Source organism: Sinomonas notoginsengisoli (assembly GCF_021554725.1).
Taxonomy (GTDB): domain Bacteria; phylum Actinomycetota; class Actinomycetes; order Actinomycetales; family Micrococcaceae; genus Sinomonas; species Sinomonas notoginsengisoli.
On the sequence record NZ_JAIZDP010000001.1, the window covers coordinates 1,053,456 to 1,071,716 of the forward strand.

Annotated in this window: 18 protein-coding genes and 1 pseudogene; 13 read left to right on the forward strand and 6 right to left on the reverse strand. The window is 65.4% G+C overall.

Annotation, left to right across the window (positions count from 1 at the left end; all coding sequences use genetic code 11):
- The first annotated feature begins 27 nt into the window (after positions 1–27).
- On the forward strand, positions 28–417 hold the full coding sequence (mscL, locus tag LF262_RS04910) for a large conductance mechanosensitive channel protein MscL (protein WP_235779113.1): 390 nt from the start codon (positions 28–30) through the stop codon (positions 415–417).
- 150 nt (positions 418–567) lie between these two features.
- On the opposite strand, the gene LF262_RS04915 is transcribed toward mscL, so the two are convergent.
- From LF262_RS04915 to LF262_RS04930, 4 genes are all read right to left on the reverse strand, one after another.
- A complete protein-coding gene (locus tag LF262_RS04915) occupies positions 568–1,644 on the reverse strand; it encodes a methyltransferase (RefSeq protein WP_235779114.1) in 1,077 nt (358 codons plus the stop codon).
- A gap of 120 nt (positions 1,645–1,764) precedes the next feature.
- The gene (gene glmM / locus LF262_RS04920) at positions 1,765–3,120 is read right to left on the reverse strand and encodes a phosphoglucosamine mutase (protein WP_235779115.1); all 1,356 of its coding nucleotides are present in this window, start codon (positions 3,118–3,120) and stop codon (positions 1,765–1,767) included.
- Positions 3,121–3,185: 65 nt separating this feature from the next.
- Complete coding sequence (gene ppk2 / locus LF262_RS04925; protein ID WP_235779116.1) at positions 3,186–4,130, reverse strand: polyphosphate kinase 2; 945 nt, start codon at positions 4,128–4,130, stop codon at positions 3,186–3,188.
- Between the two features lie 130 nt (positions 4,131–4,260).
- Positions 4,261–6,543, reverse strand: coding sequence for a coiled-coil domain-containing protein (locus tag LF262_RS04930; protein ID WP_235779117.1), 2,283 nt, complete (start codon positions 6,541–6,543; stop codon positions 4,261–4,263).
- Between the two features lie 350 nt (positions 6,544–6,893).
- On the opposite strand from LF262_RS04930, the pseudogene LF262_RS04935 reads away from it, so the two are divergent.
- From LF262_RS04935 to LF262_RS04945, 3 genes and pseudogenes are all read left to right on the forward strand, one after another.
- Positions 6,894–7,141 (forward strand): annotated as a pseudogene (locus LF262_RS04935) (hypothetical protein); the annotation flags it as partial.
- A complete protein-coding gene (locus tag LF262_RS04940) occupies positions 7,115–7,261 on the forward strand; it encodes a hypothetical protein (protein WP_235779327.1) in 147 nt (48 codons plus the stop codon). The pseudogene LF262_RS04935 and the gene LF262_RS04940, both read left to right, overlap by 27 nt.
- 60 nt (positions 7,262–7,321) lie before the next feature.
- Positions 7,322–9,124 (forward strand): glycosyltransferase family 39 protein, encoded by a 1,803-nt coding sequence (locus LF262_RS04945; protein WP_235779118.1) that lies wholly within the window; start codon positions 7,322–7,324, stop codon positions 9,122–9,124.
- A gap of 99 nt (positions 9,125–9,223) precedes the next feature.
- On the opposite strand, the gene rpsI is transcribed toward LF262_RS04945, so the two are convergent.
- Together rpsI and rplM are read right to left on the reverse strand one after the other, a co-directional pair.
- The gene (gene rpsI / locus LF262_RS04950; protein ID WP_235779119.1) at positions 9,224–9,730 is read right to left on the reverse strand and encodes a 30S ribosomal protein S9; all 507 of its coding nucleotides are present in this window, start codon (positions 9,728–9,730) and stop codon (positions 9,224–9,226) included.
- 38 nt (positions 9,731–9,768) lie between these two features.
- Positions 9,769–10,212, reverse strand: a complete 444-nt coding sequence (gene rplM / locus LF262_RS04955) for a 50S ribosomal protein L13 (protein WP_235779120.1) — start codon at positions 10,210–10,212, stop codon at positions 9,769–9,771.
- 639 nt (positions 10,213–10,851) lie between these two features.
- On the opposite strand from rplM, the gene LF262_RS04960 reads away from it, so the two are divergent.
- The 9 genes from LF262_RS04960 to LF262_RS05000 all read left to right on the forward strand — a co-directional run bounded on the left by LF262_RS04960 (position 10,852) and on the right by LF262_RS05000 (position 18,187).
- Positions 10,852–11,040 carry a Flp family type IVb pilin gene (locus LF262_RS04960; RefSeq protein WP_235779121.1) on the forward strand — a complete coding sequence of 63 codons (189 nt, stop codon included), beginning with the start codon at positions 10,852–10,854 and terminating at the stop codon, positions 11,038–11,040.
- 155 nt (positions 11,041–11,195) lie between these two features.
- Complete coding sequence (locus tag LF262_RS04965; protein ID WP_235779122.1) at positions 11,196–11,390, forward strand: Flp family type IVb pilin; 195 nt, start codon at positions 11,196–11,198, stop codon at positions 11,388–11,390.
- 46 nt (positions 11,391–11,436) lie between these two features.
- Positions 11,437–11,856: a TadE/TadG family type IV pilus assembly protein gene (locus tag LF262_RS04970; RefSeq protein WP_235779123.1), complete on the forward strand. Its 420-nt coding sequence runs from the start codon at positions 11,437–11,439 to the stop codon at positions 11,854–11,856.
- Entirely contained in the window at positions 11,856–12,869 is a 1,014-nt protein-coding gene (locus LF262_RS04975) for a pilus assembly protein TadG-related protein (RefSeq protein WP_268933493.1), read from the forward strand. The genes LF262_RS04970 and LF262_RS04975 overlap by 1 nt, the downstream gene beginning before the upstream one ends.
- Before the next feature lie 45 nt (positions 12,870–12,914).
- Positions 12,915–13,652, forward strand: coding sequence for a Flp pilus assembly protein CpaB (cpaB, locus tag LF262_RS04980; protein ID WP_235779124.1), 738 nt, complete (start codon positions 12,915–12,917; stop codon positions 13,650–13,652).
- Entirely contained in the window at positions 13,649–14,851 is a 1,203-nt protein-coding gene (locus LF262_RS04985) for a CpaE/TadZ family protein (RefSeq protein WP_235779125.1), read from the forward strand. The genes cpaB and LF262_RS04985 overlap by 4 nt, the downstream gene beginning before the upstream one ends.
- A complete protein-coding gene (locus tag LF262_RS04990) occupies positions 14,848–16,362 on the forward strand; it encodes a TadA family conjugal transfer-associated ATPase (RefSeq protein ID WP_372462720.1) in 1,515 nt (504 codons plus the stop codon). The genes LF262_RS04985 and LF262_RS04990 overlap by 4 nt, the downstream gene beginning before the upstream one ends.
- Entirely contained in the window at positions 16,355–17,299 is a 945-nt protein-coding gene (locus LF262_RS04995) for a type II secretion system F family protein (RefSeq protein WP_235779127.1), read from the forward strand. The genes LF262_RS04990 and LF262_RS04995 overlap by 8 nt, the downstream gene beginning before the upstream one ends.
- Positions 17,300–17,308: 9 nt before the next feature.
- Positions 17,309–18,187 carry a type II secretion system F family protein gene (locus LF262_RS05000; RefSeq protein ID WP_235779128.1) on the forward strand — a complete coding sequence of 293 codons (879 nt, stop codon included), beginning with the start codon at positions 17,309–17,311 and terminating at the stop codon, positions 18,185–18,187.
- Positions 18,188–18,261: the final 74 nt, after the last annotated feature.

An 18,261-nucleotide genomic window follows, 5' to 3' on the forward strand; every position in this document is an offset into this window, starting at 1 on the left:
CCGCATTGCGCAGCTAACATCGGCCCCATGCTGAGTGGATTCAAAGCCTTCATCATGAAGGGCAATGTCGTCGACCTTGCTGTCGCCGTCGTCATGGGTGCGGCGTTCGGCGCCGTCGTCACCTCGTTCGTGTCGAATATCCTCATGCCGATCATCTCGCTCCTCTTCGGCCAGCCGAACTTCGACAACTTCCTCGTCTTCGGCCCGGTGAAGATCGGCGTCTTCCTCACCGTCCTCATCAACTTCATCCTCGTCGCGGCGGCGATCTACTTCGCGGTGGTCATGCCGATGAACCACATGATCGAGCGCCGCAACCGCAAGCTGGGCATCAAGGAGCAGACCGAGGAGGAGCCCATCGATCCGCAGGTCGCGCTCCTGACCGAGATCCGCGACTCGCTCAGGTCCCGCGACATCTGACCCGTTCGCCCACCTCTTCACCGACCCGACGGACGACGCCGGCCACTCGCCTCACGAAGGCGAGTGGCCGGCGTCGTGGGCAGCTCCTTCTCATCTGGATCTGGGGTCTGCGCAGGCAGGACTGCTGCTCGTCGCGCTGCGGCTTTTCCGTCAGGCGGCCAGAAGCTCGACCACCCCGTAGGCGCCGGTATCAATCACACGGCCAGCCCGGAACCCTGCTGCTGCACCTAGGGCTTGGATCTCGGCGGCCGAGCGCTGCCGGCCCTCGGTTTGGGCGAGCATCATGATGTCGGAGATCGACACCGGGAACTGCGCCACATTGGGCTCCTGCAGCCACTCGAGCACGAGTACCCGCGCTCCCGATGCAGCGGCCGCCCGGACCGTGCGGAGCACCTGGCTGCACTTGTCGTCATCCCAGTCGTGGAGCACATCCTTGAGCAAATACACGTCTGCGCGCGCCTCAAAGCCGGTGAAAAGGTCGCCCTCCACAGTTCGCACCCGGTCCGCGACCCCACGGCTCGCGAGGTACTCCCCGGCGGCGGCGAGCGGGCCCGCTTGGTCCACCAGAACGCCGTCGAGTGTCGGACGTTCACGAAGCACGGAGGCGAGCATTGCGCCGACACCGCCGCCCACGTCGCACACCGTTCCGTGCTCAGGCCACGGGTATGCGGCGACGATGAGCGGGGCGGCGAGGAGCGTGAGCTCGTGCATGGTGCGGGCGAACCCGGCCTCCTCGTCGGGGTGCGCGGCCATATGTTCCCACATGCTGGTACCCGTGGCTGCGTTGAATGCCGGCAAGCCATCGACGAGGGTCTCGGGGAGCCGGAGCCATCCGGCGAGCACGGCGTCCGAGGTCGCGTACCGTACCCAACCCGCCATCGAGTGGGGATCGCCTTCGAGCAGCAGTCGGCCCGTACGGGTGAGGCTGAAGCGGCCGCGGGAGTCCAGCCGCACGAGGCCGTAGACGGCCAGCCCGCGCAGCACGCGGTGGACGGTTGGTGCATGCAGGCCGAGCTGCTCGGCCACCTGCGCCCCGGTCCTGCTCCCAATCGCGAGCGGCTCCGCGAGCCGCGTGCGCACGGCGGCACGCATCAGCGCGATGGCCGCGACTCCCCCGCTGACCTCGAGGAACCTGGCCTGGGGCGGCTTTAGCCCGGCGGCCGCGCGTTCGAGGGCCCCGCTCAGGCTCTGGACGGCGCGAACAACGGCTGGCGGCGGCGTGCGCATGGGCCGAGCGTACCGCCCTGCTCAGATCGGGGACGCATACCGGCGTGTCACATCACAACGCGCCGTTGGAGCGAGTGCACTCGGGCGCCAACTGAGCAGGAACGGACGGCCCAGCTAGGATCAGGCGGTCTCGAGCGCGAGCTGGCTCTGGACCACGCCGGCGAGGCGCTCGGCGATGGCCTGTGCGGTGGCCTCGTCCGAGGCCTCGACCATCACTCGCACCAGAGGCTCGGTGCCCGAGGGCCGCAGGAGCACCCGCCCGGTCTCCCCCAGCTCGGCCACGGCGTCGGCAACAGCCGCCGCCACGCCGTCGTCCGCGCTGACGCGGCTCTTGTCCACGCCGCGGACGTTGATGAGCACCTGCGGCAGGCGGGTCATGACGGCGGCGAGCTCCTTGAGCGGGCGGCCAGTCCGGGCCACCTGCGCGGCCAGCTGGAGGCCGGTGAGTACCCCGTCACCGGTGGTGGCGTAGTCGGAGAAGATGACGTGGCCGGACTGCTCCCCACCGAGGGAGTAGCTGCCGGCGCGCATCTCCTCGAGCACGTAGCGGTCGCCCACGGCGGTCTCGTGGGTGGTGATCCCAGCGTCGCGGAGGGCGAGCTTGAGGCCGAGGTTGCTCATCACGGTGGCGACGAGCACGTTGTCGCGCAGCTGCCCGGCCTCCTTGAGGGCCACGCCGAGGATTGCCATGATCTGATCCCCGTCCACCACGGTGCCCTCGTGGTCCACGGCAAGGCAGCGGTCGGCATCGCCGTCGTGCGCGATCCCGAGGTCCGCCGCGTGGGCCACGACTGCTGCCTGGAGCTTCTCGAGGTGGGTGGAGCCCACGCCGTCGTTGATGTTCAGACCGTCCGGCTCGGCGCCGATCACGACCACCTCGGCGCCAGCGTCCTTGAACACCTGCGGCGAGCAGCCGGAGGCGGCGCCATTGGCGCAGTCGAGCACCACGGTGAGGCCGTCCAGGCGGTGCGGGAGGGTGGTGAGGAGGTGGACGATGTAGCGGTCCTCGGCATCGGCGAAGCGTTGGATGTGCCCTACGCCTGCACCGGTCGGGCGGTGCGGTTCGGCCTGCAGGAGGGCTTCGATCTGGTCCTCGACCTCGTCGGGGAGCTTCTGGCCGCCGCGGGCGAAGAACTTGATGCCGTTGTCCGGGGCCGGGTTGTGGCTCGCCGAGATCATCACGCCGAAGTCGGCGCCCAGGTCCGCGACGAGGTAGGCGGCAGCCGGCGTGGGGAGCACCCCGGCGTCGTACACGTCGACGCCCGCGCTGGCGAGCCCCGCGCACACCGCGGCGGAGATGAACTCCCCGGAGATGCGCGGATCGCGGGCGACGACAGCGCGCGGCCGCGTGCCGTCGGCAACCTGCCTGTGGCCGAGGACCACCGCAGCCGCCTGGGAGAGCTTGAGAGCGAGCTCGGCGTCGAGGAGGCCATTGGCCAGTCCGCGGACGCCATCGGTACCGAAGAGACGTGTCATCGGGTGCAAGTCTACCTGCGGCCCGAAGCGCTCCCCTTTCGCAGGACCCGGCACGCGGCCGGAACTCAGCCCTCCTCGGCCCCCTCGCGCAGCACCGGGAACCGCGGCGTGTAGTGCTCGCCCTCCTCCAGGACCTCGGCGGCGGTGCCCACGATGAGCGGGTCAGGAGCGTGGGCCACCTTGGCATCCTTGCGGTCGTAGGGGGTCACATCGAGGATGTACCGCATGGCCTCGAGCCGGGCCCGCTTCTTGTCGTTGCTCTTGATCACGGTCCACGGGGCGTCGCCGGTGTCCGTGTAGAAGAACATGGCCTCCTTGGCCTCGGTGTAGGCGTCCCACTTGTCCAGGCTCGCCATGTCCGTGGGCGAGAGCTTCCACTGCTTCACCAGGTCCGTCTCGCGCGAGGCGAAGCGATTGAGCTGCTCCTCGCGCCCCACAGAGAACCAGAGCTTGTGCTGGCGGATGCCGGAGTTGACGAGCATGCGCTCGAACTCGGGGGCCTCGCGCATGAACTCGTGGTACTCGTTCGGCGTGCAGTACCCCATGACCCGCTCCACACCGGCCCGGTTGTACCAGGAGCGGTCCATCATCACGATCTCCCCACCGCTGGGCAGGTGCGCCACGTAGCGCTGGAAGTACCACTGCGTGCGCTCCGCGTCCGTGGGCTTCTCGAGGGCCACGATCCGGGCTCCACGGGGGTTGAGGTGCTCGTTGAACCGCTTGATGGCCCCGCCCTTGCCAGCCGCGTCCCGGCCCTCGAAGAGGATGAGGACCTTCTGCCCGGTGTCCTTGACCCACAGCTGAAGCTTGAGCAGCTCGATCTGCAGCGCTCGCTTCTGTCTCTCGTACGTGGGGCGGCTGAGCTTCTTTTCGTAGGGGTAGCCCTGGCGCCATGCGTTCGGGTCGGCGCTAGGGCGGCGCTTGTGGTCCACCTTGCCGATCTCGCGCAGCTCGTCCAGCTCTGCCGCGTAGTCTTCGGTCACGGAGAGGCGAGGGTCCTCGGGAACCATGGGAAAAGGGTAGCGCCGCCACCGCTCGCTGAGCTGGGCCGAAAGCCCTTGGACGCACGACGGCGCCCGCGCACCCGGGTGCCGCAGGGCACCCGGGCGACGGGTCGCCGTCGTGAGCCTGAGAAGGGAGCTACGCTCCCGGGACGAGGCAGCCGCCGTTGGTGATGGTCCCGTCGATGGATGAGATCTGGGCCTGCACCGAGGCGAGCTGGGATTGGAGATTGGCCAGGACGGCTTTCTGGGCGGCAATCTCCTTCTGCTTGTTTCCCTTCTGAGCCTGGATGTCCCGCAGGGTTGCCGCGGCTGCGGTGACCTGTGTATCCAGGGTGACGGACTGCTGCTGAAGGGCGGCAAGCTGCTTCTCGGTGTCGGAGACCAGCTGGTTGAGCCCGTCCAGCTGGGAAAGCAGCGGGGCGACCTGGGTCTGCAGGCCGAGGACGTTCTGCTCCGCGGTGGCGATCTGCGCGTTCAGGTCCTTGAGGTGCGCCACGAGGGCATCGCTGGCCGCGTTGAGCAGTGCGAGGTCGGACTGCTTGGAGGCCACCGCACCGTTGGCGGCGTCCACCGCGGACTGCAGGGCCGGCAGCTGGTCCCGGAGCCCCTGGATCTCAGCCTGCTTCGCTGTGACCGCCTGTTCCGCGGCCTTCAGTGCGTCGTTGGCTGCGGCGAGGTCCGCCTGCCGCTGTGTGAGCACGCCCTGCTGCACCTGAACCTCTGCGACGGCCGCGTCTCGGTTCTCCATCAGAGCCGGCAGTGCGTTCACCAGATTCTGGACGTTGGCCGCCTGCGAGTCCACTGCGGCCTGGGCCGCTGCGGCGGTGTTCTGGAGCGGGCCGAGGTCGGTCTGGAGGCCCGCGAGCTCGGTCTGCTTCGACGTCATGGCGGCGTTGGCCGCGTCCGCCGCAGACTGGAGGCCGGGCAGCTGACCCTGGAGGCCAGCGAGGTCAGCCTGCTTGGCCGTGACGGCGTCGTTGGCGCTCGCAAGGGCCGACTGGAGGGGTGCGGCCTGCTGCTGCAGGGCACTGCTTGTCTGCTGCGCGGAGAGCAGCTGGGCGTTCAGCGTGGTCACGTTGGCCTGGAGCGCCGTGAGGTTCCCCTGGAGCGCCGCGATCTGGCCGTTCGTGGCGGTGATCTGATTGTTCACCTGGGTCAGCTGGGTCTGATCGGTCGCGAGCTGGGCCTGTGCAGCCAACTTCTTCTTGGCCTGCGAGGTCGTCGGGTAGGAGTCGATAATCGCCTGCTGGGCGGCGATGTCGTTCTGCAGCTGGCTCTTCTGCTGCTGTTGGGAGGCGAGCGTGTTCTGTGCCGCCGCGAGATCTGCCTGCTTGGCGGTCACCGCTTGCTGCGCCGCCGTGAGCTGGCTCTGCAGGCTCGTGATCGACGCCTGCGCGTCCGCGATGGCCTTCGTGTTGGCGGCGACGGCGTCGGATGCCTTTTGCGCAGAAGCCTGCAGGGCGGCCAGATCGGTCTGGGCCTGGGTGATCTGGGCGTTCTTGCCCGCGAGGGCGTCGGCCGCCTGCTGGGCGGTGGCCCGCAGCGCCGCGAGCTCCGTCTGGGCCTGAGCGATCTGGGCCTTCTTGGCATCGACCGCTGCGGCTGCGTCGGCTGCCGTCTTCTGTTTCGCCGCAAGGTCCGCCTTGGCGTCTGCCACTGCCTGGACCTGCGCGTCGAGCCGGGCCTGCGCCGTGGTGGCTGTTCCTTGGAGCCGGGTCAACTCGACCTGCGCGGAGTCCACAGCTGCCTGGGCGGTGGCCACGTTGTCTGCCGCCACCTGCGCGGCAGTCCGCAGGTTCGCGAGCTGACCTCCGGCCACGTCGATCTGGGCTTGCTTGGCCGCTACGGTCAACTCGGCGTCGTCCGCGGCCCTCTGAAGCGTGGCAAGCACGGCGTTTGCGATGGCCACCTCTGCGTTCTTGGCATCCAGTGCGGACTGGGTGCTGCTCGCCTGGCTCGTGAGGTCGGCGCTGGCCGCCTGCGCGAACGCGAGCTGATCCTGAAGGGGTGCGAGCTTGGCGGTCACGTCGGCCTGCTGCGCCTGCAGCGACGCAAGGGCAGCGTTGGCGGTGTCGATCTGCCCCTGAGTGGCCGTCTGCTGAGAGGTCAGCGAATCGAGGTTGGCCTGCGCGGTGGCAAGTTGGCCGTCGAGCGCTGCGATCTCGTCGTCGGTCTGCTTGATGGTCGCGTTCAGCGCCAGGATCTGCGAGTTGAAAGCATCCGCTTGGCTCTGGAGGGTCGCCTTCTGTGCGGCGAGGGCCGCGATGGCGTCGGCGTTGCGCTTCGTGGCCGCCTTGAGCAGGTTCTCCTGGACGGTGCCGCGGTGGGCAAGCTGGTTCACCACTCCGTTGCAGATGCCCTGCGTGCCGGCTGGAGAAGCGGCCTGGGCAGTTGTGATACCTCCTGCCATGAGAGTCACGGCGATACCCGGCACGAGAACGGCGGCCGCGAGAGCACGTAAGCGAAAAGTGGGCGCGGGTGAAGCAGAAATGGCGCGATGACGCACGATGTCCCCCATCGTTAGTGAAGTTCGCCCCAAACGGGCGACACCATCAGGACGCTAGCGGACAAATGGGAGTCTCGCACCACTTAGTCGGAGATGGTAGGTACTCGTTTCTTGCGGCAACGCTCATTCAGCGCGCGGGCACTCGCCGCACGAGGACTGCATCCAACGCGAGCCGCCTAAGCCGCTACTTAGCCGCACCGTCGTGTACTCGATTCTCCGGATCAACTAGTCCATGCCCGTGTGCGCCCCGTAGCTTTGGACGCATGACTGAGGCCCATGGGGGGCCGGCCATCGACATCGTCGTGCCGGTGTACAACGAAGAGAATGCGCTGGCCGACTCCGTCATGCCACTCGTTGACCTTTCGACGGACCGAGCCGCCCTGCCGCCCCTTCTGGCACCCCTGCTCTCGGGGCATTCGGATGTCTCGATCGGCACCCGTCTTGGCCGATCCCCCGCGTGGTGCGCGGGCCCAAGCGCGAACTCATGTCGCGCACCTACAACGTCATGCTCCTGCCGGCCCACCCGCCGTCGTTCTTCGGGCGGGTGCTGCGCTTCGGAGTGGTCGGCGCCGCGTCGCGCAGCGACGCCTGCGCCAGCCTCCCCGCTCGACCGCTCGAGGACGCAGCCTAAATGACGACAAAATCACCATCCGCAGTCCCCCGCGCACCAGGTCTTCGTCCACGTACACGTTTGGAGACTGCAGCTCTCCTCCTCGCAACTGCAGCCCTCTATCTCTGGAATCTCAGTATCAACGGGTGGTCGAACCCCTATTACTCGGCGGCGGCCTTCGCAGAATCAGATAACTTCCCTGCGTTGCTCTTCGGCGCGTTGGACCCGGGCAATGGCATCTCAGTGGACAAGCCACCGCTCGCGGTGTGGGTCATGAGCCTAAGCGTGAAGATTTTCGGCCTCAACTCGTGGAGCATTCAGGTTCCCCAAGCGCTCATGGGCGTCGCCACAGTTTGGATTGTCTACCGAATGGCCGCCAGTATCCTAGGACACGGCTGGGGCCTGTTGGCTGGCGTGCTCATGGCGCTCATGCCAGTTTCCACAGCGGTTTTCAGGTTCAATAATCCTGACGCGCTGCTCACGCTCCTCATGACGGGCGCGGCTGCACTCACTCTTGCGGCCCTAAAACAGCAGCGGGTCGGTCTGCTCGCCGTGGCTGGAGTACTTCTCGGGGCCGGGTTCCTCACCAAACAACTCCAGGTCGCGGTGATGATCCCTGCCGTCGTTGCCGCTGTCGCACTTGCACGCGATTGGTCCCTGAGGCCCAAAGTCCTGGGGGCCCTTGCAGCCGCCTCTGCCGCCATCGCAACCGCCGGAAGCTGGCTGGCCGTTGTCGCGCTGACACCCGCCACCAATAGGCCCTTCATAGGCGGCACGCAGAACAACAGCTTCCTAGAACTCACCCTTGGCTACAACGGCTTAGACCGGCTTACGGGCGTCGATGTGCAGCGCGCTCAGGTCGGATATCTACTTGGCTCCGGGGACACTATGCTGCAGGGACCGGTTAGGTTCCTCTACCCGCAGATGGCAGCACAGATCGCGTGGATCCTTCCTCTGGCGTGCGCGGGCACCATCGTCACCGTGATGGTGTGGCGGCGGTCGCACGATCATGTATTTCGGGCGTTCCTCGTGTTGAACACGATCTGGTTTGTCGTATCCGCAGGTGTGGTATCGATGATGTCTGGAATCGTGCATCCGTACTACGTGCTTGCGATGGTTCCGCCGGGCGTCTGCGTTGCTGTCTTCGGTCTTAAGGCCCTCATAGATGGCCATGCGCAGCGCAGCGTGCGGCTCCTGCTCGGCGCGACAACGGCCACGACGCTAATCGCCACCTACGTGAACGCGCTTCGCGGGACCGATACGTTCCCGTGGTTCCCCACCGTGGCGCTCGTTATCGGATCCGTGGCCACGGCCTGGGCATTTCTCCCACCGCTCCCGCCCCTTCGACGCCCCGGTCTCGCCTGTACCCTGTGTCTGGTCCTCGTCGGCCCGTTCCTATGGTCAGGTGCGACGGCAGCGGTCCCGCATGCCGGCGCCGGACTTGCAGGAGGACCCGCCATCGCCGGATACCGCTCCGATGACCCAAACAACCGAACGATGCCGGGAAAGACTTCCGCGGGGTTCGCGGCAGCATCGTTCGGCAACAGCCCGGATCCTCAAATCCTCCAAATGCTCCGCATGACACCGACTGCAGCCCGATGGCAGGGGGCAGTGATCGGCTCCGAAAGTGCCGCCCTCTACGAACTCGAATCCGGAACCAGTGTGCTCGCCGTCGGGGGTTTCGACGGGACGGACCCATTCCCGACTCTTGATCAGTTCAAGGCCATGGTCTCTCGGGGAGAGGTGGGAAATTTCATTGCCGGACCGCTTCCTCCCGCGCCGTCGCTGGGCTTTGGGGAAGCCGCAAAGATCCTCGAATGGGTTAGGACCGCTTTTCCGTGCACAAGGAGCGGTACCGAGTGCGTCTACCAGCTGCAGCCCTAGCCGAACAGCCGGCCAAGGCAGCAGAAAGACCCGCCCCGCACGAGGCGGGACGGGCCTTCCGAACGCTGAACGGAGCCGGTAAAAACCCGACCCGAAAAATCAGCGCTTCGAGTACTGCGGCGCGCGGCGGGCCTTCTTGAGCCCGGCCTTCTTGCGCTCCACCACACGGGCGTCGCGGGTGAGGAAGCCGGCCTTCTTCAGGGCCGGACGGTTGTTCTCGATATCGATCTCGTTGAGAGCGCGCGAGACGCCGAGGCGCACAGCACCGGCCTGGCCGGAGGGGCCACCGCCGTGGATGCGGACGACCACGTCGTAGGCGCCCTCGAGGTCGAGGAGCTTGAACGGGTCGTTCACCTCCTGCTGGTGCAGCTTGTTCGGGAAGTAGTTCTCGAGCGTGCGGCCGTTGATGGTCCACTGGCCGGAGCCGGGGACAACGCGGACACGGGCCACGGCCTCCTTGCGGCGGCCGACAGCGGCACCCGCAACGGTGAGGGCGGGGCGCTCACGCTTCGCATCGTCGGCGGCGGCAGGGGCGCTCTCGGACGTGTAGGTGGTGGGGGTCTCCTCAGCCTCGACGGCCGGGGCAAGCTCTTCGTTCTGAGCCACAGTGTTCTCCTTGATGAATTCTCGAGTAGTGGCCAGGACTACTGGGCAACCTGGGTGATCTCGAAGGTCTTGGGCTGCTGGGCAGCGTGCGGGTGATTCGGGCCCGCGTAGACCTTGAGCTTGGACAGCTGCTGGGCGGCCAGCTTGTTGTGCGGGAGCATGCCCTTGACGGCCTTCTCCACGGCGCGGACCGGGTTCTTCTCGAGCAGCTCCGCGTAGGTGACCGAGGTCAGGCCGCCCGGGAAGCCCGAGTGGCGGTATGCACGCTTCTGCTGGAGCTTGGCGCCGGTGAGTGCCACCTTGTCCGCGTTGATGATGATGACGAAATCGCCCATGTCCATATGGGACGCAAAGGTCGGCTTGTGCTTCCCGCGCAGCAGCGTTGCGGTCTGGCTGGCAAGACGACCCAGAACGACGTCGGTGGCGTCGATGACGTGCCACTGACGGTCGGCGTCGCCTGGCTTCGGAGTGTACGTACGCACAGTTATTGCCTTCGTTTCTTGGTCTGGTGGGATGCCGGTGAGATACACCCCGTTCTTCGGTGCGCTACCGGACCAGAGGTGAGGGCTCCCAGACCAGTCATCCCGTGCTTCTCGAAAACGCCCCAGGAGCCGGCGTCCTGCAACTGGACACTCCCGCGGCGCGCATGATCGAGCGTGGACACGCACAACGACTACCTAGGATATCCCGCCGCAGCGTGGCGGGTCAAAGCGGGCGCCTGCGATGGCGCCCAGAGCTCTTCAGGGCCGGGCAGACGGGGCGCCTGCAGGAAACACTTTGGCACGGGCCCGCTGGAGACTTGCCTCTGTTTCACGCTCGGCTTGCCGCTTCTATGGCGCGTTCTATGGCGCGCGACGGCGACTACTCACCTTCCCGTGCCGGGTGAGCTTCCTGGGTTGCGCCGTTCCCTGCAACCGGTTCACGTGGGGCAGCAACCACCCAACTGAGTACACATAGCCGTTGACCCAAGTAATCAGAGGGTTACTCGCAACGAAAAAGTCGAGTACAGGCGGGTAGTGCGCAGGTGAAGGCGCAAGTGGGAGTCTGGCAGGTGTGGACCCGACGGCGCTCAATAGGGGCAACGTTGCCATTGGTCTTACCCGCTTGTAAAGGACTCAATCATGGACAAGCTCATGGTTTCCCTCCTCTCCTTCTGGAACGACATCACAGGCACCGACAGGGAGAAGGGCGCCACCATGGTCGAGTACGGCATCATGGTCGCACTCATCGCAATTGTCGTCCTGGCGGCGGTGACGCCGCTCGGCGCCGCCATCGCAGCGCTCTTCAACAGGGTCACTGCAGCCATCTAACCTCCACGTGGTTACGGCAACGCACTGCAGAACGCAGGGGTACCCGAGGCGTCGTGCTCCGAGACAGGCCGAGTGAGATGTCACGGAACCAAGTCCCGCGGGGCTTGTTTTCCGCGATTGTTGCCCTGGCACCACCTGATTAAAAGGAACATGACGTGGACAAGCTCATGATCTCAATCATCACCTTCTGGACCGACCTGGCCGGCACCGACGAGGGCAAGGAGAAGGGCGCGACGATGGTTGAGTACGGCATCATGGTCGCCCTCATCGCGATCGTCGTCCTGGCGGCGGTGACCCCGCTCGGCGCCGCAATCGCAGCGCTGTTCAACCAAATCACTGCGGCCATCTGAACATCACCTGTGTTCTAGCGCGTGGTGGACCCAGGGCCAGCCCGTCATGGAGACCACCACGCGTCGTTTCAGCACTCCTAGGGGCATCATGAAGAGGAAGCCGTCTGTTCACCGCGAACGCGGTGCCGCAGCGGTGGAATTCGCTCTCGTGCTACCGCTCCTGATTACCTTGGTATTGGGGATCATCGAATTCGGCCACCTGTACAACGCTCAGATCGTGATCACGAATGCAGCGCGCGAGGCGGCACGAACGATGGCAATCACCAACAACTCAGGAACCGCCGCCTCTGCAGCGCAGGCGGTGGCAACCGGCTACACCATCAACGTCACCGTGGGCGCCTGCACATCTGGCGCCGAGGTGGTCGCGAACGTGACCTCCGGCGTTGGACTTCTCACAGGAAGCTGGCTTGGCATGCCGAGCACCATCACCGTCAATGGGCAGGGGGCCATGCGGTGCGGTGGCTGATGAACAGGCTCCCGCGGTCTGACAGAGAAGGGGGCGCGGTCGCGATCGTCGTAGCCGTGCTCATGGTGGCTCTCCTCGGTTTCGGCGCGATTGCCATCGACGTTGGCCGAGTCGCCGCGGAGAAGGCGCAGCTTCAGAACGGGGCCGACGCCTCGGCTCTCGCGGCCGCGCAGTACTGTGCGAAGAACCCGAGCACCTGCCAGTCGACTGCCGTAAGCCTGGCCAATCTGTACACACCCGCGAACTCCAACGACCGCACGGCGGTGGCGTCCGGAGTGACCTTCCCCGCCTCGAACGAGGTCGCGGTGGACACCTCGACACCGGCCTCAGGCCTCCCCCTGACGTTGGCGCGGGTCTTCGGCCAGACATCCATCCAGGTCCGGGCATCGGCCACCGCCAAATGGGGGCCACCAGGCCGTGGCAGCGGCTTCCCCCTCGCGTTCTCGAGGGCGTGCTACGACCTCTCCGCCACCACCGCGGCTGGAAGCGTCCAGCAGTTCCAGTACAAGCCGGGGATGTTCTGCACCGGCCCGTCGGGCACGCAGATTCCTGGCGGCTGGGGATGGCTGAACAGCACCAACTGCCAAACGAACTCTGTCGCAGGCCAGACAAGCGTCGGCTCCGATCCCGGCAACAATCTCCCCTTGGGCTGCGCCCAGATACTCCAGTCGTGGGTCGACAAGATCAACGCCGGAGGGGAGGTCGACGCCGTCTTTCCTGTCTTCAGCAGCTCAACGCAGAACGGAAACAACGGAACGTATCAGATCGCCGGCTATGCCACTCTGAAAATGATCGGTTGGAAGCTTGGGGGAGGCAGCAATAATCCTCCGGGCGCCTTCCATAATACGGCGGACTATCTCAGAAGTGTTGGCATCAATCCGGTTTTCGCGTGCAGCGGCGGTAACGATCGATGCGTGATCGCTCAATTCATCCGCTTCGATATCACCGATTCGAGCTTTGGCTCTGGAAACGGTCAAGACTTCGGCTCATCGATCATCACCTTGATCAAGTAACCCACAAGAAGGGAAGCAACAGTGAGGACCCGCCTACTGGGAGGCGTGGCCGCTCTGATTGTCGCAATCATCGGCACCGCTCTACTCCTTACCTACGTCAATAGCGCCGACCAACGCGCCTACGCCAGCACCGAGACCGAAATGGTCTACGTCGTCCAGAAGTCCGTTCAGGCAGGGACTCCCTCGGCAAGCCTCGGCGACAGTGTCGCCAAGAAGCCTGTTCCCAAGGGGGTAATTCCGGCAGACGCCGTGCTGGACCTCGGAACCATCCGGGGAAGGGTCGCTTCAGTCGGGCTTCAGCCGGGCGAACAACTGCTCTCGAGCCGCTTCGTCGACGTCAACTCGCTTCATGCCCCTGGACGCGTGGACGCGCCTGCCGGAATGCAGGAAGTGACGATCAAGCTCCCGATCGAGCGCGTGGTCGGAGGTGCCTTGTCCGCCGGCGACACCGTAGGTGTTCTGCTCTCCGTCCAGTCTGGCGACAACGCGCCCGCGCAGACCCAGTTCACGTTCAACAAGGTGCTTGTCACCGGAATCCAGGTGTCATCCGGGGCAAACGCGCAGAACAATGCGACGGCGGCACCGACGCAGAGTGCAGGCGGCCTCGGTGGCGGTGCCAATGGTCCCGGCTCTGAGTACTTGATCACGCTAGCGCGGCCCGCGGCCGACGCCGCCCGGATCGTCTACGCCGCTGAATTCGGCAAGATCTACCTCACGAAGGAACCGGGCGCCGCGACAGACGGCGATGCTGGCGTTCTCGATAGGACCAAGGTGCTCCGATGAGCCGCTTCGCAGTCATCACCGCCGATTCGGACTTCGAACACCGGATGCGCCTCGCGGCGGCCAGCCTTCCCGGCTCGCTGCAGTCATTCCAGGCAAACTTCCTGCCCGCTAGCATCGATGACGTGTTCGGCCAGCTGGTCGGAGAGCCTCTCGAGGTGCTCGTGCTCGGTCCCGACCTTCGGGCTGAGGACGTCTTCAACTTCGCTAGCGCAGTGGACGCCCGACATCCACATGTGAGCCTTGTCTACGCAGCCCAGGCCACACCGGATCTCGCAATTTCCGCGATGCGGTCGGGTATTCGGGATCTCATCATGCCGGCGGCTGACCCGGAGTCCCTGAGGAGCCACCTCGAGCAGGCGGCCGCGACGGCTGCCTCCCGACTCGCCGTCGTGCCATCAGTGGGTGCCATCGATGACGACTCAAAGCAGTCGCACGGACGCGTTATTGCAGTCATGTCACCCAAGGGCGGAGTCGGCAAAACGACGATTGCGACCAACATCGCGGTGGGACTCGGCAAGATTGCCCCCATGTCAGTGGTGATTGTCGATCTCGACCTGCAGTTCGGCGATGTTGCAAGTGGGCTCATGCTCAGCCCGGAGCGCACCGTTCTGGACGCGGCGAGTGGGCCGATGGATTCAATGTCCCTCAAGACATACTTGGCGCCCCATCCCACCAACATCTACGCGCTGTGCGCTCCGAAGAACCCCGCGGACGCCGATCGGATCTCCCCAGACAAGGTCGCCGAGCTTATCAAGCACTTGGCCGCGGAGTTCCAGTACATCGTGATCGACACGTCGCCGGGGCTCGGCGAGCACGTCCTTGCCACCCTCGACCAGGCAACCGACGTGGTGTGGGTGTGCGGAATGGACATCCCGAGCGTCCGGGGCCTCAAGTCGGGCCTAGAGATCCTCAACGAGCTGCACATGCTCCCAGAGCACCGTCATGTGGTCCTGAACATGGCTGACCGCAAGGCGGGAATCACACTTCAGGACGTCGAGGCCACTCTCGGTATGCCGGTGGACGTGGTGCTCCCCCGCTCACGGTCGCTTCCGTTATCCACAAACCGCGGTGTGCCCGCCCTCCAGGATGGCGTGCGAGATCCGTCCGTGAAGGGCCTGCGCAAACTGGTCGACCGGTTCAAGCCGCAGTGGGACAGCCGGAACCACAAGCAGCTCCACCGCAGGGCGGTGTTCCAGTGAGCCTGTCAGACCGATTGCTTGAAGCTCGCGGCGGGCGAGACCTCCCGAGCGATGCCGCGGCCTCGGACGAATCCAGCGCCGTGTCGCTCGATAAGGTCAGCTTCGCCCCGGCCGAACATCAGTCGGCCAACCTCAACACGCGGGTGCAGGCCAAGGCCGCTGCTGACGCCGAGGCCCGCCTTGCGGTCCACGAGACTGCAACACCGGGAAGCGTTCGTGCGAGTCAGGCCCTACGCGAACTCAAGCAGAAGGTCAGCAGCGATCTCTATGAGCGCGTAGGGGCACGCATCTCGGACACGACACTGAGCGAATCGGACCTCAACGAATACGTTCGGAATGAGCTACGCGACGTCGTCGCCGATCAGACCGTGCCCCTGACCTCGAGCGAGCGCGGCCGGCTCATCGACGAGGTGATGGACGATGTCCTCGGACTCGGCCCTATCCAGCGCTACATCGACGATTCCACCATCACCGAGGTCATGGTGAACCGCGCGGACCAAGTGTACGTGGAGCGAGACGGCCGCCTTCTGGCCACCGAGACCACGTTCAGCTCGGAGGAACAGCTCCGTCGAGTGATCGAACGGATCGTCTCGCGGGTGGGGCGGCGCATTGACGAGTCCTCGCCTCTCGTCGATGCAAGGCTCTCGGACGGCTCGCGCGTCAACGCGATCATCCCGCCGCTTGCAGTCAATGGCGCTGCCTTGACTATCCGCAAGTTTTCCCGAGAGGTCCTCACCGTCGACCGGCTGATCGAACTCGGCACGCTGACTCCCGAGATGGCGGACCTCCTCCGAGCCTGCGTCGAGGCCCGGATGAACATCATCATCTCCGGCGGTACCGGCACCGGCAAGACCACGCTACTCAATGTGATCTCCTCGTACATTCCCCACACCGAGCGGATCGTGACGATCGAGGACGCGGTCGAGCTTCAGCTCCAGCAGGAGCATGTGATCCGTCTCGAGAGCCGGCCGCCCAATATCGAGGGCCAAGGGGCCATCACCATCCGCGACCTGGTACGGAATTCACTGCGCATGCGTCCAGACCGCATCGTTGTGGGCGAGGTCCGCGGCGGGGAGACGCTGGACATGCTCCAGGCCATGAACACGGGCCACGACGGATCACTTTCCACTGTGCACGCCAACACCCCTCGGGACGCAATCTCCCGCCTCGAGACGCTCGTGCTGATGGCAGGGCTGGACCTCCCATTGCGGGCGATTCGCGAGCAAATCGCCTCCGCCGTGAACCTGATCGTGCATTTGACCCGACTCCGGGACGGCACCCGAAGAGTAACCCATGTCACGGAAGTTCAGGGCATGGAAGGAGAGATCGTCACCCTCCAAGACGCCTTCCTGTTCGACTACGGCGCCGGCATGGACTCCAGCGGCCGATTCCTCGGACATCCCGTGCCCACTGGCGTCCGCCCCAGGTTCACCGAACGGTTCGCCGAACTCGGCATTGCGCTCAACCCGGCGGTCTTCGGCACGCACTTCGGGAGGATTGGCCGTGGATAATCAGGCAATCCTCATCGTGGGCCTACTTGCCGTCTACGCGGGACTCGGCAGTCTCGTTGTCTTCTGGGGGCGCTCCCGCCGTGCCGTCAGTGCCGACCGGCGTCGCCCGCAACGGGCTGGCTCCGAGGCGTCGCCGTTATCGCTGATGGCGAACAAGGCGGTGGCGACTGTGAACCGTTCGCTTCAGGGCAGAGAGCTCAAGGTCCTGACGGCCGACAAGTTCGAGCAGGCCGGGGTGTCGATGCGGGCGGCAGACTTCATCGTCATGAGCGCCGGGGCCGCCATCGCGGGGGTTATCTTCGGCTGGCTCATCGCAGGCCCGGTCCTCGGAATCCTCGTAGGCATCCTCGTAGTCACCGGACTGCTCGTCTGGCTCAATGTCAAGGTGTCGAAACGACAAGGGAAGTTCGCCGACCAACTCCCGGACACTCTACAACTCATTGCTGGCAGCATGCGTGCCGGTCATAGCCTCCTGCGGGCAATCGACGCCGCGTCCGAGCAGTCGCCGCAACCGATGGCAGACGAACTCCGGCGCGTCATCAACGAATCTCGGATCGGCCGCGACCTCGGGGAAGCCCTTTTGCACACGGCGGCCCGCATGAAGAGTGAGGATTTCCTGTGGACAGCTCAGGCCATTGAGACCCAGCGTGAGGTCGGCGGCAACTTAGCGGAGGTCCTCGACAACGTCAACCACACCATCCGTGAACGGGCACAGCTGGGCCGCCAGGTGCGCGCACTCTCCGCCGAGGGACGCCTCTCTGCGTTCATCCTCGTCGCACTGCCGATCGCACTGCTAATCATCATCTCGATGATCAACCCGAGCTATGGAATCACGTTCTTCACGACCGTTCCGGGCTGGCTGATGCTCGGACTCATTGCGGTGATGATGACTCTGGGGACGATCTGGATGCTGCGGCTCGTCAAGCCCAAGTACTAGGAGCCAGGCATGAACCTTCTTCCCTTCGCGGCTATCCTCCTCATCGCCGCACCGGCCGCATACTTCACCTGGGTCTTGATCGCAACCGACCGCACGAGCCGCAGCCTCATCGAGAAGAACCTCGGTCTCGCCAAGGCGGGTCCCAAGCACTCGACGCTCTCCATCCCAGACGCCTTGCACAAGCTCGCGGACAAGGTGACCCCAGTGGGCTATGCAGCGTGGCTGGACAAGAAGCTGGCCGGTGCAGGGCGGCCCAAGTCCTGGCCTCTCGAGCGCGTGATTATCCTCAAGCCGATCCTGGCCGCGGTCGGGCTGGGCTTCGGGCTGCTGTCATACCTGAATAGCCCCTCCGGCGGTTCTCTCCTCCTTATGCTCGGGATGGGCACGTTCGGGTACTTCCTGCCGGATCTCCTCGTCATCAATCGAGCGACGAAGCGCCGTGACGCCATCCAGCTCGCCCTGCCCAACATGCTCGATCAGATGCTGATCTCGGTCGAGGCCGGAGTCGGATTCGAAGCCGCCATGACGCGGGCTGCCCAGAACAGCACGGGCCCGCTGGCCGATGAGTTCCTGCGGTCGCTGCAGGATATTCAAGTGGGCCGGTCACGCAGCGAGGCCTATCTGGATCTGGCCCAGCGCGCGGAGGTGACCGAGTTGACGTCCTTCCTCCGCGCGATCGTCCAAGCCGACCAATACGGCATCGCGATCGCCCAGGTCATGCGGGCGCAGGCCCACGAGATGCGCATTCGTCGCCGGCAACGGGCTGAGGAGCACGCCATGAAGATCCCAGTGAAGATCCTCTTCCCGCTGGTCCTACTCATCTTCCCGTGCCTGTTCGTCATCATCCTCGGTCCGGCCGCATTGAGCATCGTTCAGGCCTTCCACTAGCCGCCCGCACGGGCCCTTGGACGGAGTCCCCTCCCGGTACCCAGAACCGGGAGGGGACTCCTGCACTGTGCGGC

Excerpts from the sequence above, each read along its gene's own strand:
- glmM (WP_235779115.1), bottom strand. The coding sequence starts at position 3,120 with ATGACACGTCTCTTCGGTACCGATGGCGTCCGCGGACTGGCCAATGGC.
- LF262_RS04960 (WP_235779121.1), top strand. The coding sequence starts at position 10,852 with ATGGACAAGCTCATGGTTTCCCTCCTCTCCTTCTGGAACGACATCACA.
- LF262_RS04970 (WP_235779123.1), top strand. The coding sequence starts at position 11,437 with ATGGAGACCACCACGCGTCGTTTCAGCACTCCTAGGGGCATCATGAAG.
- LF262_RS04985 (WP_235779125.1), top strand. The coding sequence starts at position 13,649 with ATGAGCCGCTTCGCAGTCATCACCGCCGATTCGGACTTCGAACACCGG.
- LF262_RS05000 (WP_235779128.1), top strand. The coding sequence starts at position 17,309 with ATGAACCTTCTTCCCTTCGCGGCTATCCTCCTCATCGCCGCACCGGCC.
- mscL (WP_235779113.1), top strand. The coding sequence starts at position 28 with ATGCTGAGTGGATTCAAAGCCTTCATCATGAAGGGCAATGTCGTCGAC.
- LF262_RS04975 (WP_268933493.1), top strand. The coding sequence starts at position 11,856 with ATGAACAGGCTCCCGCGGTCTGACAGAGAAGGGGGCGCGGTCGCGATC.
- ppk2 (WP_235779116.1), bottom strand. The coding sequence starts at position 4,130 with ATGGTTCCCGAGGACCCTCGCCTCTCCGTGACCGAAGACTACGCGGCA.
- LF262_RS04940 (WP_235779327.1), top strand. The coding sequence starts at position 7,115 with ATGTCGCGCACCTACAACGTCATGCTCCTGCCGGCCCACCCGCCGTCG.
- LF262_RS04915 (WP_235779114.1), bottom strand. The coding sequence starts at position 1,644 with ATGCGCACGCCGCCGCCAGCCGTTGTTCGCGCCGTCCAGAGCCTGAGC.